Here is a 15514-nt window from a genome sequence, read left to right on the forward strand (position 1 = left end):
AGGGACTTAGTATCATGCTCAGTATCAGCACTAAAAAAATCAGCTACAACAGCATTGATACGTCTTCGAATGTGACGCATTGCATTTTGATTGCTCACCAAAACGGGCAGAATATTCTTCTCAGCCATCCAAACCTTTTTCTCTACCAAAAAACGCGTCAATCAATTAAAACCTCGCTTCGTTATGCCTCGATCATTTCAATGTTCTATCGATTCCTGTCGACTCAGGAAAAAATGAAAGGCAAAGAACTGGGGGTATACCATATGCTTGCCGACAACAAGGATATTGTCCAGTGGCAAGTACAACGGCAAACTGAGCGCGTGAACAAGCAGTCCCTAGGGCCTTCGTTAGAAACGACCCTTGAAGATGCAAAAATCCTCATGGTTTTTTTCAACTGGTTGAACATGAGGGGTTACCTTACCAACGTTAACGTTCAGTTGAGAACTTGGCGTGCCAATTTCCGCAGCCGCCGCATGCTGAATTATATTCAAGCCAGAAGTCATTCCGTAATTGACGCGGATAATATTCGAGTGCTTGAGAAAAAAAGCCGCCAGCGCCAATCTAACTTTCTGATTACTCACGAAGAGATCAAGCTACTGCTGGCTGCTTATGCTGATCCTGTCTATGCGTGCCTCTTCAACCTGGCACTTGGCACGGCCATGCGCCCTATGGATCTGGTGAAATTCCCTTACATTGGCAGCGGTCGTAATCTTCATATATTGCCTTATTCAGAGATGGATAAAACAGTCACCACAACAAAATATACAGTGATCGAAAGTAAAGGAAACAAAGACCGTGTCATCAACATCCACATGGATGAGCTTAAAGCGTTGGAGGACAACTACATCATCCCCCATTACGCGAACCGCAAAAAACGCTACAAAGAGCGTTACGGCCACGATTGCCCGCCCGACATACTGTTCCTGAACAAGAAGGGCGAACCTGTCACTGAAAGCATGATTTCATCCCGAACCAATGATGCAAAGCAGAAGCTGCTGGATCTCGGTAAAGAGTTTCGACCTCACTTGACGTTTTACCAGAGCAGACATTGGTGGCCGACCCAGCACATCATCAGTACGTTTGGTGAAAGGTTGCTAACGGAATCACTAGATGTTCTTTATCTTGCTACTGCCCAAGCGATTATTAACCAACTGGGACATGAAGATATCGAGACAACCTACAAGTACTACGTCGACATGGCACGCGTGATTATGATGGTGTTCAAGGGGCACACGCTGGATCTTATTCAGTCACCCACATACACCGTGACGGGTTTCATAAAACATCTGAGTCTGCCGGCAAACATTGCCGCCGGCGATGAAACCGAGGATCCCTCCTGACGCCATCAGTGAGGACTGATGGATGTTGATGCCCACGTTTTCAGGACAACGCCATGACGCTTAAATCGTCGTTTGCCAGCGTGCTGCGGGCTATGCGAAACAAGCGAAACATCACCCAAAAGCAGTGTACCGATACCACCAGACGCACGTAGTCGCAGCACTCAAAAGCAGAGTCGATATCGGGCCAAGGCGCTGGCGGCGCGGTTGGTTGAGTTGCAAATCCAAGATTGAAGTGGGACACCTTTACTTACACATCATTTTCGATCTTCCAAATTAACACCCCGACCTGCCCAGTGCCTGCAACGCAAGACAGCCGACTCGATGGTGTGACGTTGCACAGTGCAAGATTCTGTCGCTTCAACCACTCGACTGCCCGCTGTTGATTGCCCTCGAACAGTCCCTGCGCCCCCCGTAAAAGCGCCACTGCCTGGCGAAAGGCGTGATCGCTTTCGCCAACAGACGACAGCTTTTGCCCTTTCCATCGGCGAGCTAACTCTGGAGCCTTTCTTCGCCACCTGACTGCAAGCCTGTGCAGGAAATAATCTGTCTCTGCCACGCTGTAACGCTCGTAATAGATACTCAAAGACGGTCTTTCTGGATACTTGCGCTTATCGAATCGGCTTGATAGATTCTGTGTGCGCTGGGTAGGCGCACTTCACCCGTCAGTGTTAGCTGGAAACGGCACTACCGCAGGAACTTAAAGCTAAGGTCATGATTTTTCCAGGCCCCAAAGCGACGTAGGCGGGTGACGTTGTGGTAAGGGGCGGAGAAAAACATGAGCACCACCCCTGTTGTCCCCCCCTCTACGCTCCGTGGTATCAAGCGCAAGGCAAAGTCCATTGCTCGCTTGCATCAAATCTCCCACTCCGAAGCGCTCGATATTGCCGCTCTGGAATCTGGTTACGAGAATTTTCGCCACGCCCAACGAGCCCTCAAGCGCGCTCAGGACAACGCGACTCCCCCATCACCGCGATCATCTCCATCCATTGCGGCTGCGCAGGAAATGGTTGCACCCAACTCTAATGAACAAGGAATGCGCATGGGCATCAAGATGAGCTCCGCCTTTGATCAGAACAAGCAAGAGTGGGAAGCCGACACCTACCAAAAAGGCCTTGGCGCCGAGCCGTTGCAATGCAAGCATTGCGGCACACATGTCACCCATAATCCTCCGCACACCAGGGAGATGCACGACAAGTCGGTCTTCGTGCAGGGGTATTTCCGGTTGTTGCCCAAAGGCGCACACGCCGCAAACTGCCCTTTCGGTGTAGATGAAGAGATCAATAAGATCGCGAAGACATCTGAGGGGTTGATCGAGAGCATCCAGCAGGACAAATACCGGATGCGACTGGTAATGATTAAAGAGGCCCTGGAGGGAACAGGCGCGCCGAAGAATCCGGACGGAGGGGACAGGGCAAAGACGGGCAGGATTTATACCTCCAATCCTGGGCTGTTGCCCGCTTATATCAACTCGGCCAATCGAGCCTTGAAGCTCCGAACGCTCTGCGCAAGCAACCAGGATATCGAGCAGCATCTGGAACTGGTCTTTGAAGGCAATGTGAAGGTAGCCTGGAATCAGTTCTACTTCGAATCGGAACAGCACATGTCAGGCTTTCATGCCGTTTCGCAGAACACCGTGCAGCACCCCATTGCCATCCACGGCCAAGTCAGTAGCGTTCGTTGTGGACTCAAAGGCGACACCAGCAAAAACGTAATAAACCTGCAGATGAGCAAATTCCGGCCGGATCCCGAAAACCCTGTGAATGGAATTGGCGTAGAGGTAAGTATCTGGTCGCCCCAATCCGAGTGGTTTAAGGGCATCCAGGATGGGGACGAGGTGGTGGTGCTCGGCATGTGGAAAACATCTACCACCCCTCCGGCGGCGGCGCAGCGAGAAGGTCGATACAAGACTTTTACCAAACGTCGGCTGAGTTTGAACATGGTACTCAAAGCACAGATCACCAAGGTTCTATGATTGATCGCGAGTGTTCATCAGGCTTACGCGATCTCGCAAAGCTGGTGAACAGTCGTGAGACTCACTCCACCGTTTCCCATCATGGCAGCGTTGGAGTGATTGAGTTTCGTCAGTAACACCGCCGCTGACTAAAAGCTGCTTCCGCTTTTCCATACCCTTCCCCTTGCGGTCTTGGCGATTGGTTCTAGGGTATTGATGGTACGCCTAGAAACCATGGTGACTGGATAAACGCCGCTGATGTCGGTGACAAGATGTCCCATTGAAATAAAGTAACAAAGGTATTGAGGTGATATCGGCGCTGCTCGCTGGCCAGTCCCAACCTCAACATTTTGTCCAGCCGGCCCGAACGGGCCGGCTATGGCATTAATCGGTCAATCAGCTGAAATTTGACCGCCTAACCCACGCATGGAAGTCTGATTTCGAAGCAGACACCATCACCCAAGTTGCGGGCAGTCAGGCTACCACTCAGACGTGAAACAAAGGTCTTCGCCATATACAGCCCCTGTCCAAGATGTTCGCCCTCCTCTACGCCGTCTCGCACAGAGACACCATATTCAAAAATTTCTTCGATAGGGTCATTCGCGATATGAGGCCCATTATTTTTTATGGTGATAACGGCGTCCCCCTGCTCTAAGTAGCCATCGACGATGATGTCGGTATCAAGCGCTCGAAAATCCTTGGCGTTATTGATGATCGCCGTCAGCACCGACTCCAGCATGTCAGCGTCAACCATCACATAAAGGGCAGAGTCGCTTCCAACATATCGGATGCCCGCCATTGCCGATTCGGCGGCGTTCATCAAATATTCCGTTATATTTTCCTTAGTAATGTCCCCAGACAACGAATTCATTGCCTCTTGAGGGTTTTTAAAGATGAAATTATCAGAAGCCTCCTGCCCTAAGGAGGCCCCGTATAAATACTTAACTGCGAAAGAAATCCTCCGTACATAGCGTGTACTAGGATCACTAACGTCATTATGACGAAGCATTAAATCCTGCAAGGGAGATCTGATTTCATGACCTATCGCACGTAGAAAGTGATGTTCCCTTTTAGAACGCTCTAGAGCACTACGACCATAAGCCATGAGCGCCTCATGAAGCTCTGAGATGTTCCGCCAAAGAACGCCCACCTCGCTCTGACTTTCTTTTATTGCAAATGGCAGCTTGTATTCATGAAGAACATTGAACCGTTCTTTCATATGCAACGTGTTGCGCCGAACCCTGTAAAGTGGTGTCAGCACGAAAACACGCAGAATCACGTAGGATATGAACAATAGGACAATCAGAAGAGAGGAAAGCATGATGATGGATTGCGCGGCAATTCGCCATCCACCCAATACACTCGAAGCATCACCCCGAATGGCAACCATGCTTCCATCCGGAAGTCTCGCCAACTCATCAATTTTTGTCGCAGGAACAATAATCTTAATAAAAAAATCGGTTAACCGATCAACGACATTAAATGAAAAAACCCTTGCCGCCCCCTTGTTCTCGCTTGCTGCGTGCCTAACACTAATCTGCGTATTCGAGTTAACGGGGGTAAATACTAAAATTTCTCCGGGGGTTAAATAGTTACCCATTCTTTCAAACGAAAAAACGGTATTTGGCTCCGACAGGGTCGTATCCATAACGATACTACCTTCACCTGTCGCATCATTACCGATTAATTTAACGTCTATCCGGGCTTCAGAAAGGTCTTCCGGCGGCCAAGCGGCGGTTTGCCCATCCGGCTGATTTGCTTTGAAGGCATCGTCCGCAAACGCATAAACTGGCAGCTGAAATATGAATTCAAATCTATTGCTTGCACCTTGGCTGCTGACCTTCAAAGCACGCCCTTTGATCTGTGGCTCTCTTGAATAAGCCCGGCCTGTTGCCGAGCCTATTTTGAATCCAGTTAAGCTCCAAGCGGGAGACAAGTACGGGGCCATGGAGTTGCCAACCCTCTTAATGGCGTCGAAGGTGACGATGAATTGGCTAGCGACACCGCGCGCAGACACCGTAACCAGAAAGTAGTCTCCCGTCCTCGGATCATCGATATAACGAGGCGAAACCAAATCACCGAATTTATCGAACCCACCCCTCACGTAGGCAATTGCACCGAGCGCTTTATTTTCCAACACCCCTGCGCAGACTCTATTCTGAGGCGCATTGATGCCAGCAAAGCTGCATCCCAACAGAGGTTTTACATCCTCGGCATGCCCAGGCATGACACTGAGATATTCCAGTGGAATTCTATAAAAAGGGATACCGGTGTTATCTGGCTTGGGCGCCTCAGAATTACTAAGATTGATCCGGCCATCCAGTGAGTCAAACTCATAGGCTACACGCTGCAAATTACGCTTTACACTTGATTCGTACTGCTGCGCAACAGACCCAAAACTCAAACGAAGAGCAACAATCGTGCCGACTAATACAACAACAAAAACCGCTACCAGCACACCAACAATATAAATTCTGATCGAGGCCTTGCTGATATTATTTTTAAGCTTGCTGAGATTTAATCCTGCCACCGAACCCCCTTCATTCTGATGACTTCAACGTGCCCCTCGGACGCACCAACCTCCTTCAACGCATCGCGAATGGTTTTCACATGTTGGCGGATGGCATCGTTATTCTTACCGCTTTTCACCAATTCAAACAGCTCTTCGTACGCAACAAGTCCACCTTTATTCTTGTACACTTTCTGCAATATTATTTTAGCCGTATGAGGAATATTCAAAGGCTTTCCTTTAAAACTCGCTTTCCCCGTCTCATGGTCTACGAACAAGTCTTCTTCAGACTCTGCTTGCTGACCCTGCGCGCTTTGCGCTCCTTGCGAGTTTCGTGTGTCCCTTAACACTCGCATTGCGGCAGCTAAAAACATTTGGCCATCAGGTGCAATGGGTTTCTCAAGAAAATCCCAAATATCGAGTTGGTACATGATAGAACGATAAACTGAAGAATCTAAACCGGAGACAACGATGACAGGGCTTTTGTGATACTGGGAGTTAACGTTTATAAGTCCTATACCAGCATTTTTTTCTGGCGGTAGTTCAATATCCACCACTATCAAAGAATAATCATTCTGTTTGATGCCCGTTTCGGCCGACGCCCTATCAAAGAACTGATCAACTTCTGCTGACTGGTCGAGCTGACGACAGAATTCTGCAAGAGCATTATTTACGGCCTTTGAGTCTTCAATAATGGCTATCTTATACATGTGACAAACCTCGGACAAATCAAAGCAAATCGACTTCCACCGATAATCTCACAGAAGTCAAGATGGCGCACGTGAGCAAATACTCACGAAGCGAAAGAGATCTTCACGATCAATTTTCAAACTAAACGTTAGTGTATTCACGAAAGCGTAACGTAACAAAGCCATCCCACACCCGCCTTTTTTACTCATGCCTCCGCCGCTAACTTACTCGTTAATCGCACTCATCCTGTAGTGCCGGAGGATCGTATTCATGTCAACAAATCGCTTTCAGATTTTGGCACTATCAGGCGGGGGCTACAGAGGGCTGTACACGGCCACCATCTTGGCAGAAATAGAGCGCGAGATCGGTGGCCCCATTGCTCGCCATTTCGACCTCATTGCCGGAACATCCATAGGTGGCATCCTGGCGCTCGCGATCGCATCAGAGATTCCTGCCCAAGCAATCGTAGACCTCTTTAAAAAGCATGGGGAGGCGATCTTCAATCCCCGAACGAGCATGCCCATCTTCAAGTCCACGTTCAGCAGTGACGAGCTCAAAAAACAAATCTCAGAACCCGAAATGCTGGGCGAAAAACTTCTGGGGGATTGCCTTCACCCGGTCGTCATCCCATCAATCAACTACTCGACTGGCAAACCGGTGCTGTTCAAAACCCCGCACCATGAAAGCTTTCGCCGTGACCATCAACACGCGATGGTGGACATAGCCCTCGCCACGAGTGCTGCCCCAACCTACTTTCCACGCCACCAGTTCCAACATAACCAATACGTCGATGGCGGGTTGTTCGCCAACGCCCCGGGTCTACTCGCGCTCCACGAAGCAGAAACGTTTTTCGACGTGGCCAGCTCGGACATTCACCTGCTGTCTATTGGGACGATGTCATCCAAGTTCACGGTGAACCCAAAAAACAATCGTGAAGGCGGCGCCATGGACTGGGGTGGAGGTAATCCCCTGAAAGCGGCGCAACGGTTGTTCGGTTTGTCAATTTCCGTTCAAGAATCGCTCTGCGACTTCATGCTCCAGCACAAGCTCGGCTCACGCTACATGCATGTTGACGAAGACCTGACGGACGATCGCTCCAAGGCTGTCGCCCTGGACAAAGCAGACATTCATGCGCAGGAAGTGCTTATAGGCTCTGGCCTTGAGAAAGCGAAGACCTGTCTTGGAAAAGCGGACTTCATGGAGTTCGTTGCGTACAAAGCTCGCCCCGTAAAATTTTACTACGGCAACAATGCGACACGTCAGGAGTCTGAAACATGCTGAACCTCACCAAGCTCTTTTTTTCTTCCGCTGACGACATCGTTTTCAGCGACAACATCGCCCCCACGGACGAGCAGCGTGACTTTCTTACCCAGTGTCGGACGAAAATTCGCGAGTACTTGAAGCCCGCCATTGCCGATGCGACCGTCGCTGTTTTGGGCATGGAAAAGCGTGTGGAGCCTCGATTCAGGACGCAAGGTTCCTGGGCCTATAAAACTTGCATCCAACCGGCGCACCCTGACAAACAGGAAACTGACCTCGACTATGGTGTCTACCTGCCTGTCGATGTGTGGCAGGAAAACGGCCCGCCGGCTGCTATGGCCAAAAAGTACTTCGACCTGGTTGAAACACTCCTCCAGGTGCTTTGTGTTCAGGAAGGCTGGAAGCTGATTATGGGCGCCGATGCCAAGGACACCTGCATCCGGATAGATGTCGCCTCGTGGGCCCACATTGACATCCCGCTGTACGCCGCTCCGATCGAGGAGTTCAACAAGGTTGTTGAACGCACAGTCGTACTCAACAACGAACGGCGCGCAACAGTCATGGACAGCGTGAGTTCCAATGAAGCTTACGAGATATTGGCGAAGGCCAAAGCTCAAACATGGGACGACCTTGACACCATTATGCTGGCTTCCCGGTCTGGCCGGTGGAGGGCTTCCGACCCTGAGGATGTCGCAAAGTGGATCAGAGACCAAGTCGCGCGTTTTGGCGATCTGGGCAATCAACTCCTTCGCGTGTGCCGGTACGCCAAAGCGTGGCGGGACTTTCACTGGAAATCTGGTGGGCCGACGTCCATTTCCTTGATGATCGCGATTGCCCAAAACTTCGAAGGTAAGCGAGGTCGTGACGATATCGCTTTCGAGAATGCTGCCAACGCGCTGTCCATCGCACTCAATACCGAGATTCGCGAGCCAGGCATTGATGACGGCGCAGAGGACTTCAATCGCTTGAAACTGGACGAGCGTGAACACGCTTCGAGTAAAGCCGAAGACCTGGCATTGGCGCTCAAAAGAGCCAGGGGCTGTCAGGAGTATCAAAAGCATCAGGCGTTGCAGATCACCTCGGGTCAGCTTGGCAACCGAGTCCCGGCGACCACCAGCCTGATCGATGTTGAAAGCGCCACGGAAATTGTGCGTTCAACCGCACCTGCCGTAGTGCCTGCCCCTCGCGTTCCGAACACCTCAGCAGGTTGATATGGACTTTGAAGGCCTTGGCGATGTGCTTCGCTACATGCATGGACTGGGCTTCAAAGCCCGTCCAACCAAAAATGGGGTTCGCAGATTTCTGGGAATATTGAAGTCCACTGCTGGGCCCGTTCCAATCGAGTTAGCGATTGCCGATTGGGATTTCCTTGTCTACCCGACAATCCGGATTACAGAGAAGCCTTCTTTTTTACCGATCCGAATGGCGCACGGAGTCGTCGGTGGCGACTTCTGCTACCTCGCTGAAGGTTCTGTCGTGCTTGATCGATACAACCCGACAGGTGCCATTGCCTTCTGCTTGCAGCAGGCCACGAGCCTGATCGACCAACTCATCAGCAACCCCACTCAAAGCCAAACTGACATGCAAGCAGAGTTTCAGTCCTATTGGGCTGGATCGAGTTTGGGAACATTGCTCCCAATTGGGCTTTCCGAATTGTCATCAGAGCTTGACGAAGCCAAGGCGTACAAGCTGTCACCCAAAGGGCCATTTGGCGACATCATCACCACCAGTAAAGAAGCACTGGATCGGGTGGCCCTTTCATGGGGTGCAAGCGCTCAACTGCTTGAAGCACAATCCTGCTGGCTGCTGCGAACAACCGCAGCGCCGGATATGTCATCCGCGCTTCCATGGACGGTAAAGGAAACGTTGGCTTGGCTGAAAACCTGGGACAGGTCACTCTATGCTGCGCTGCAAAAAAGGATCGAAGCCGACACGTCGATCTTGGACTTAAGCCGAATTTATATCCTGATTGATTCGCCAGCGGGTTGGATCGGTTTTGGCTTTTCTGTCAACAAGCGCTACCTCACCAAAGCTACCACCAAAGGAGCTGCCGGCAGCCGTAAATTTGCGGGCAAGGCTTACTTTCAATATCTCCATCGATTCGGTGGATCAGACAAAATATTTCGCCTCCTCACAACAAATCTCAGTTCAGACTTTGTACATACGCGAAACCTATCCGGCTCACTGAAAAACGGGTTGTCCGGGCTTAAAATCGCTCTACTTGGGTGCGGGTCGGTTGGTGGTTATGTTGCTCAAGCGTTGACTCGACTGGGCGCAGGAACAGACGGTGGCCAGCTCACCCTGATCGACAATCAGTTTCTGCAGCCTGAGAACATAGGTCGCCACGCCCTTGGGTTTAATGCGTTGCTCAAGCGTAAATCTAACGCGCTCAAGGATGAACTTGATCTGCAGTTCCCCTACAGCAACATCGAGTCGCGCCCCATCGCCATAACACCAAAGCTCGATTACTCCAGCTTTGATCTCATCATCAATGCAACAGGCGAGGAGCCCCTTTCAGAAATGTTGAATGCGCTGCGCATCAGCAATGAAGGGACTTTCCCCCCTATCTTGCATGCATGGATCAAGGGTAATGGCGAATGCGTTCAAGCCTTATGGACTGACTCCCTGAAACACGGTTGCTTCCGCTGTTTGCGGCGGCATGAGCCTGGAAGCGAAATGGCGGAACGATTCAAAGTACTCAAGAATGAAGTGGAAAAGGGCTTTCGTGCCTGCCAGCACTTTACGCCGTACGCTGTGTCCGCATCGCTGTCCGCTGCCGCACTCGTCGCTGACATGTTGATTGACTGGAAAAAGAACGGCAGCCCGAGCCCGAGGTTTCGAACCAGAGCGGTGGAAAACGCAGATACCTTCAAGATAAAAAATCAAGACATCACACCGTTGAGTGGCTGCCCTGCATGCGGAACGAAATGATTTTCACGGTTCCTGAACTGCAAGGGTTATACGTCCTCGTCGAGAGCAATGTGCTGGACGTTATCTGCGCATACCGCCAGGACAGTCAAAAGAAGCACGAAGCCGGAGGAGCGTTGATGGGGTACAGATCGGGCCAACACCTCCATGTCTTGCACGCGACAGTGCCCATGCCCTTGGACAGAAGTTCACGCATCAGCTTTGAACGCCTGGATCCTGGTCATCAGCTTGCCGTGACGAGGGCTTGGGAAGAAAGCCAGGGGCGCGTTGATTATCTCGGCGACTGGCACACTCATCCACAGTGGAACCCATCGCCCTCTGGAATTGATTACAAGGAATGGGCAAAGCTTGGCTCGACCCTGAATAAACCTCTGCTCTTCTTGATTGTAGGGAAGCGTGAAAAAATTTTTGCGGCCTATCATGTCGATCAGAAGGCCATGCCGCTGACGGCGGACGAATGAAGACCGACTTACTTTCATCGGTTTCAACTTACCTACACATGAGAGCAAACATGGGCGCGCAGTAAACGCAACAAAATTCAGTGCATTCTGAATCTGTCAAATTTTTTGCTCCGAATCCGGGCGGCGAAGCCCCTCGTCCTTAAGTACTTTGTTTCGGCCACACCCTCTGGCTTTGTAAAGCAGGTACGGTGTGCTTCACTATTTGGCTGATCGGTGCGTCGCAAACTGCAGTGACGCTGTACGACCAAGAAATCAATGCTTACACCGACAAATACAAGTTTGAAGCGGTTACTCACCGCTTCTTGGATCAGACAGACTGCAGGCTACTGTCGAATTATCAGGCAGATTGCTTCCTGGCCAAACACAAAATTGAGACCTCTGGGAGCTTTAGAAGCGCTTAAGGCTGTTACTGACGTTACGTGAGGCGGTGGCATCTTTTTCTTTTTTAATTCGGCCGTCCTTTTCTTGTATGTCTCGTTTGCGCGTGACGCCTATACGGAAAGCAGTCGATAAGGCGGAGTACTTCAGCGCTGAGTTCGCTTGAATTCGACCAACGCCTCAAGCGCCTGAGCGACACTCATCCCCTCTCGCTCTTTGTTGATAACAAAGTCCGCGTCGAAGGTAGCAGGATCACTCGCCGTAAAGTCTGGATAACCCGCTTCGGCATGCTTTTGCGCGTTATCAATCACCGATTGCAGCCCCTCATGCTCCGCCAGTGACACCGTCTTATTTCGATTCAACAGGGTTACTCCAGTCAGCGGTTAGGAGCAGATCATAGACCAGGCCGGCGGCAGCGGGATTGCCGAAAAATGGCAGACCGAAAGCAAGGCGTTCTGCTTGCTCCCCCAGCGTGGGGCAAAGCGGCCACAAAATCTTTATCCGATCCAGACATCAGTTCCTAAAGGCGAGGTTCTCAACTAGATCAATGACATCCTTTCGATCCTTCGCTTTCAACAAATGAAAGCACTGCAGCAGATGCGCCGTCTCATCGTCCTCGCAGTAAAAATACGGCACTGGCAGATTCATGACTGCAGCGATCTGCTTCACGATGCTTTCGCCAGGCTGGTGAACGCCCTTCTCGTACTGAGACATCCTCGCAGAAGCTGTCGCCGGCTCAATGCCCGCCTCGATCCCCAAACGCTCCTGAGAGAACCCCCTAAGCTTGCGCGCTTCTTTCAAACGCTTGCCGAACGTACCCATTTTCTCTTCGCCGAAAGGCTAAGAGATTCTTAGATTCGCTTTGACGACATACTAAGTATTCCTTAGTATTCTGCAAAAATATCGTTTTGCCATTACTCAGCGACGCAAGGACAGGGACTCAAGATGAAGGAAATGCAGATCGTGGACGGCAGGCTCGACGAGAAATCGCGCGGCTTCGGCGGCGATATGGTGAGCTACCATTATTGGAAAATTGACGGCAAAAAACTCGAACCGATCGAAATCCCGGATACGCTGGATGCTCACGTAAAGGCGGGTGATCAGATTCGAGTGACGGTGCAACTGGGCAAGGACAAGGTCAACAGAATCTGGGCCATTCAAGTTGCAGGAGAACCTGTTCGTTCAGTTGTCACCATCCCTTTCATTGCAGTTTCCCTGGGTCGACTCGGAATCTTTCCTTTGATGGTCGCGATCGTTACCATCTTCGTCGCCTACGGCTTTTGGCAGGCCAGTGAGCATCATGGAGGTTTCCATGGTACGAGTTACCAAATGGGCTGGATCGCGCTGAATCTATTCGTCGCGTACAGATTCATGATCAAGCCTGTACGAAATATCACGCGCGGCATCAAAGCGTTTCGCGAATATTGCGCAAAGATGCCAGCATCGACCTCGTCTGCTCGCTAAATTCGAGCGGATGTCGACGACCTCCTGAGAGCTAGAAATGAAGTGTGTCGAGCTGATCAAACAGCAAGCCGAACTCGTATTTGGCAACAAATCGAAAGCCGACCATTGGCTAAATCAGCCGATGGTTGGAGTCGTTAAGTGCTCACGGTTGCAAGCAGCGCACGGTGAAGAAGGATACGAACTTGTGAAGGCTGAACTCGAAAGGCTCAGTCACGGGTTCACCGTTTGACCCCTACTCCTCCAGGCCCCCGAAATCAACATGGTTGTCTTTGATCTCAATCGAAATGATGCCGACGCCCTGCTCCGCCATGCCGAGGAATTCAAGCCTCAGACGGGTGATCGACGCTCACACTAGGTGAGCTCCCAGTAGCCTTCCTCCCTCTTTCGGATGCCGGCGCGCTGATCAGGTTTGTGGCGATGCCTGACGATGTAGAACAGATCCCGAAATACCTTGGAGACGTTAGCCATGTAGCTATGGCCAAGGCCGAACATGTCTTTACCGGCAGCAGAGACGTCTACAGTGGATAAGTAGCGCATGACCAGAGGTGGGTTGGCATCACCTGCCCGAGGATAGCGGTGCGCAAGTCTGGACACAGCGATCGCCCTGTCATGCTTGGAGGCGTAAAGCGTGACTTGCTCGTAGGTATCGAAGACTTTCCCAAGCTGCTTCATACGGCTGCTGTCCACGTCTGGAGCCGCCAGGACGACCTGGTGGATGGGCGTAGTCCCGGGTGTGTGCGTCCAGCCCTCAAGCACTGACAAAAGCGCTCTATTGCCCATGCTGTGAGCAACGATATGCAAGGCTGACAAACCCAGCTCCTCCGTCACATGCCTCAGGTACTGCCTGAGATTTCCTGCTGACCAATCTACCGTTGCCTCATCCGCCGGATAAGCGCCAGGCGTACCAAGTGATGCCCAGGAGAAGCAAAGCATCATGCCTGGGTACTTGAGGTCGTGACAGAGCTGCGCGGCTCGCCATAGTGCGGCATCGAAGCTGACGTTGTATCCGTGGATGAACAGCAAACCTTCTTTTCTGGACGGATCATGACCCAACTCCAGTTTGCTCAGGTAACCCTTCGCGCTTGCTAGCCACGCCTCCAGAGCCATGACGTCATTGTCATGAACAACAATGTGCTTGTTGGGGCTTCCCTTGGATTGGGTAGGCCAGAGCCAAGGTCGCTCAAGATTTCCTTCTCTGTGGATGTGGGGGATGGACACATTGGCGATACCGAGCGAGATCGTGTCATCGCTACGAAACCCGCCGAACCTCACGGTGCGTCCAGGCTCCAGTAACCGATCTGTGCCGTAGAAAATCGGATAAGTCGTGTAGTTTTGCGGCACTGGCTCCCGACTGTAGTAGGTGTTCCGTGACTGAATGACAGCGCCGTCAGGTGCAGGTTTTGGGCGTTGCAGGCGTGCGATTGAATGATCGATCTTTGCTGAAAACACAACCGCATCGCTGATCGCTCGCTTGAACACGGGGTGTCTGATGGTGGCCGGTACGCTAGCCACGGACGGGACGCGGGCACTTAGAAATGCCTCGGCATCGACGGCGCCTCTGCCGAGGTCGATCTCATCCATATTATCTGTGAGCACTTCAAAGATCGCCTGCGGATATTTCCCTTTAATGCGAGGCTGAAGCACCTCGATCAAGGTGTCAGGAGGGCAATTTCTCCAGCAGAAAATGAGTGCAGTCGAGCTGATTACACGGGAGCGAGACGCTCCAACCTCCAAGCTCAGTTGCAGGATTGCCAACGCAATCTTGAGCTCGTTCAAGCTCCTTGTGGGTTGTTCCATGTGTCTGACCTTGATGAACCAGGCGGTCACTTTAAGATGCGATTTGGACTGCTGGCAACCAGGGTGGAGGGTTCCAGACGATGCTGCCTGGCTTGTTGATGTCGGTCGGTGTGGGGCAACTCCACCAATCGACAGAAGCTCCCCGATGTCCTGGCACTACCTGACCGCCGGCACACGTCTGTGGGATAAAGAGTGAGGCCTACCACGCTGGACACTGGTTGCTACCAGCCCCCTCAAGGGCGATCATGCCGCTAGGATTGCGAGCCCCCTCAGACATGCATTGCCTATGGGCAGACCTAAAGGACTACTAGCGTGTATCAGTTGAAAGAACAAGAGGAGACAAAGCTCTGGCTTAGCCAGTTCGACCACTGCGCAAAGGATTTGGAACTGGCTGAAGAGGGTGTTCTGAAGTTTGTGTAAACGGTCATTAGGTGCACACTGCCTTTCCCAAGGAGTCTCAATGACCGAGCCCAAGCGCACTAAACGAGTCAAACCCAATCCTGAGCTGGTGAAGCTGGCCGACAGTCTGTTGGCCAATTACCGAAAGCCTGAAGATCTGATCGGCGAAAATGGTCTGCTCAAGCAGCTCACCAAGATGCTGGTCGAACGTGCCCTGGAAGCTGAAATGACCGAACATCTGGGTCATGACAAAAGCGCAGCGGTGACCAATGCAGAAGGAAATGCCCGCAACGGCCATAGCGGCAAGACGCTCAAAGGCGACTTTGGCGAGCTAGCG

At 51.5% G+C, this 15514-nt stretch carries 13 protein-coding genes; 8 read left to right on the top strand and 5 right to left on the bottom strand.

Features of this window, described 5'->3' with window-relative positions; translation table 11 throughout:
* The first annotated feature begins 14 nt into the window (after nucleotides 1-14).
* Together BT116_RS13135 and BT116_RS13140 are read left to right on the top strand one after the other, a co-directional pair.
* Nucleotides 15-1340, top strand: a complete 1326-nt coding sequence (locus BT116_RS13135) for a tyrosine-type recombinase/integrase (RefSeq protein ID WP_072344232.1) — start codon at nucleotides 15-17, stop codon at nucleotides 1338-1340.
* A 775-nt stretch (nucleotides 1341-2115) separates the two neighbouring features.
* Nucleotides 2116-3312, top strand: coding sequence for a hypothetical protein (locus BT116_RS13140; protein WP_256572563.1), 1197 nt, complete (start codon nucleotides 2116-2118; stop codon nucleotides 3310-3312).
* Between the two features lie 394 nt (nucleotides 3313-3706).
* On the opposite strand, the gene BT116_RS13145 is transcribed toward BT116_RS13140, so the two are convergent.
* Together BT116_RS13145 and BT116_RS13150 are read right to left on the bottom strand one after the other, a co-directional pair.
* Nucleotides 3707-5821, bottom strand: a complete 2115-nt coding sequence (locus tag BT116_RS13145; RefSeq protein ID WP_072344238.1) for a sensor histidine kinase — start codon at nucleotides 5819-5821, stop codon at nucleotides 3707-3709.
* A complete protein-coding gene (locus BT116_RS13150) occupies nucleotides 5809-6510 on the bottom strand; it encodes a response regulator transcription factor (RefSeq protein WP_072344241.1) in 702 nt (233 codons plus the stop codon). Before BT116_RS13150 ends, BT116_RS13145 begins: the two co-directional genes overlap by 13 nt.
* A gap of 250 nt (nucleotides 6511-6760) precedes the next feature.
* On the opposite strand from BT116_RS13150, the gene BT116_RS13155 reads away from it, so the two are divergent.
* From BT116_RS13155 to BT116_RS13170, 4 genes are read left to right on the top strand one after another with little or no spacing between them, the layout of a single operon-like run.
* Nucleotides 6761-7771, top strand: coding sequence for a CBASS cGAMP-activated phospholipase (locus BT116_RS13155; protein WP_072344244.1), 1011 nt, complete (start codon nucleotides 6761-6763; stop codon nucleotides 7769-7771).
* Complete coding sequence (locus tag BT116_RS13160) at nucleotides 7765-8961, top strand: CBASS cGAMP synthase (protein WP_072344247.1); 1197 nt, start codon at nucleotides 7765-7767, stop codon at nucleotides 8959-8961. The genes BT116_RS13155 and BT116_RS13160 overlap by 7 nt, the downstream gene beginning before the upstream one ends.
* A 1-nt stretch (nucleotide 8962) precedes the next feature.
* Nucleotides 8963-10681: a ThiF family adenylyltransferase gene (locus BT116_RS13165; RefSeq protein ID WP_072344250.1), complete on the top strand. Its 1719-nt coding sequence runs from the start codon at nucleotides 8963-8965 to the stop codon at nucleotides 10679-10681.
* Complete coding sequence (locus BT116_RS13170; RefSeq protein ID WP_072344253.1) at nucleotides 10678-11139, top strand: Mov34/MPN/PAD-1 family protein; 462 nt, start codon at nucleotides 10678-10680, stop codon at nucleotides 11137-11139. The genes BT116_RS13165 and BT116_RS13170 overlap by 4 nt, the downstream gene beginning before the upstream one ends.
* Before the next feature lie 524 nt (nucleotides 11140-11663).
* Here BT116_RS13170 and BT116_RS13180 read toward each other — a convergent pair.
* Together BT116_RS13180 and BT116_RS13185 are read right to left on the bottom strand one after the other, a co-directional pair.
* Nucleotides 11664-11879 carry a hypothetical protein gene (locus tag BT116_RS13180; protein ID WP_072344259.1) on the bottom strand — a complete coding sequence of 72 codons (216 nt, stop codon included), beginning with the start codon at nucleotides 11877-11879 and terminating at the stop codon, nucleotides 11664-11666.
* A 151-nt stretch (nucleotides 11880-12030) separates the two neighbouring features.
* Nucleotides 12031-12339, bottom strand: a complete 309-nt coding sequence (locus tag BT116_RS13185) for a helix-turn-helix domain-containing protein (protein WP_072344262.1) — start codon at nucleotides 12337-12339, stop codon at nucleotides 12031-12033.
* A gap of 123 nt (nucleotides 12340-12462) precedes the next feature.
* Between BT116_RS13185 and BT116_RS13190 the strand changes: the two genes are divergently transcribed.
* Nucleotides 12463-12981, top strand: coding sequence for a hypothetical protein (locus tag BT116_RS13190; RefSeq protein WP_072344265.1), 519 nt, complete (start codon nucleotides 12463-12465; stop codon nucleotides 12979-12981).
* A 351-nt stretch (nucleotides 12982-13332) separates the two neighbouring features.
* Here the strand turns inward: BT116_RS13190 and BT116_RS13200 are convergent, their stop codons facing one another.
* A complete protein-coding gene (locus BT116_RS13200) occupies nucleotides 13333-14778 on the bottom strand; it encodes an alpha/beta hydrolase (protein WP_072344271.1) in 1446 nt (481 codons plus the stop codon).
* Nucleotides 14779-15238: 460 nt separating this feature from the next.
* On the opposite strand from BT116_RS13200, the gene BT116_RS13205 reads away from it, so the two are divergent.
* A partial coding sequence (locus BT116_RS13205; protein ID WP_175557954.1) for a transposase occupies nucleotides 15239-15514 on the top strand: 276 nt, incomplete at its 3' end.

The sequence above is a fragment of the Pseudomonas sp. NFACC16-2 genome (assembly GCF_900119205.1).
In the GTDB taxonomy this organism is placed as follows: domain Bacteria; phylum Pseudomonadota; class Gammaproteobacteria; order Pseudomonadales; family Pseudomonadaceae; genus Aquipseudomonas; species Aquipseudomonas fluorescens_Q.

Bases quoted from the DNA above. Each gene is read 5' to 3' on its own strand.
- BT116_RS13165 (WP_072344250.1), top strand. From the start codon at position 8,963: ATGGACTTTGAAGGCCTTGGCGATGTGCTTCGCTACATGCATGGACTG.
- BT116_RS13140 (WP_256572563.1), top strand. From the start codon at position 2,116: ATGAGCACCACCCCTGTTGTCCCCCCCTCTACGCTCCGTGGTATCAAG.
- BT116_RS13185 (WP_072344262.1), bottom strand. From the start codon at position 12,339: ATGGGTACGTTCGGCAAGCGTTTGAAAGAAGCGCGCAAGCTTAGGGGG.
- BT116_RS13155 (WP_072344244.1), top strand. From the start codon at position 6,761: ATGTCAACAAATCGCTTTCAGATTTTGGCACTATCAGGCGGGGGCTAC.
- BT116_RS13150 (WP_072344241.1), bottom strand. From the start codon at position 6,510: ATGTATAAGATAGCCATTATTGAAGACTCAAAGGCCGTAAATAATGCT.
- BT116_RS13160 (WP_072344247.1), top strand. From the start codon at position 7,765: ATGCTGAACCTCACCAAGCTCTTTTTTTCTTCCGCTGACGACATCGTT.
- BT116_RS13190 (WP_072344265.1), top strand. From the start codon at position 12,463: ATGAAGGAAATGCAGATCGTGGACGGCAGGCTCGACGAGAAATCGCGC.
- BT116_RS13135 (WP_072344232.1), top strand. From the start codon at position 15: ATGCTCAGTATCAGCACTAAAAAAATCAGCTACAACAGCATTGATACG.
- BT116_RS13200 (WP_072344271.1), bottom strand. From the start codon at position 14,778: ATGGAACAACCCACAAGGAGCTTGAACGAGCTCAAGATTGCGTTGGCA.
- BT116_RS13170 (WP_072344253.1), top strand. From the start codon at position 10,678: ATGATTTTCACGGTTCCTGAACTGCAAGGGTTATACGTCCTCGTCGAG.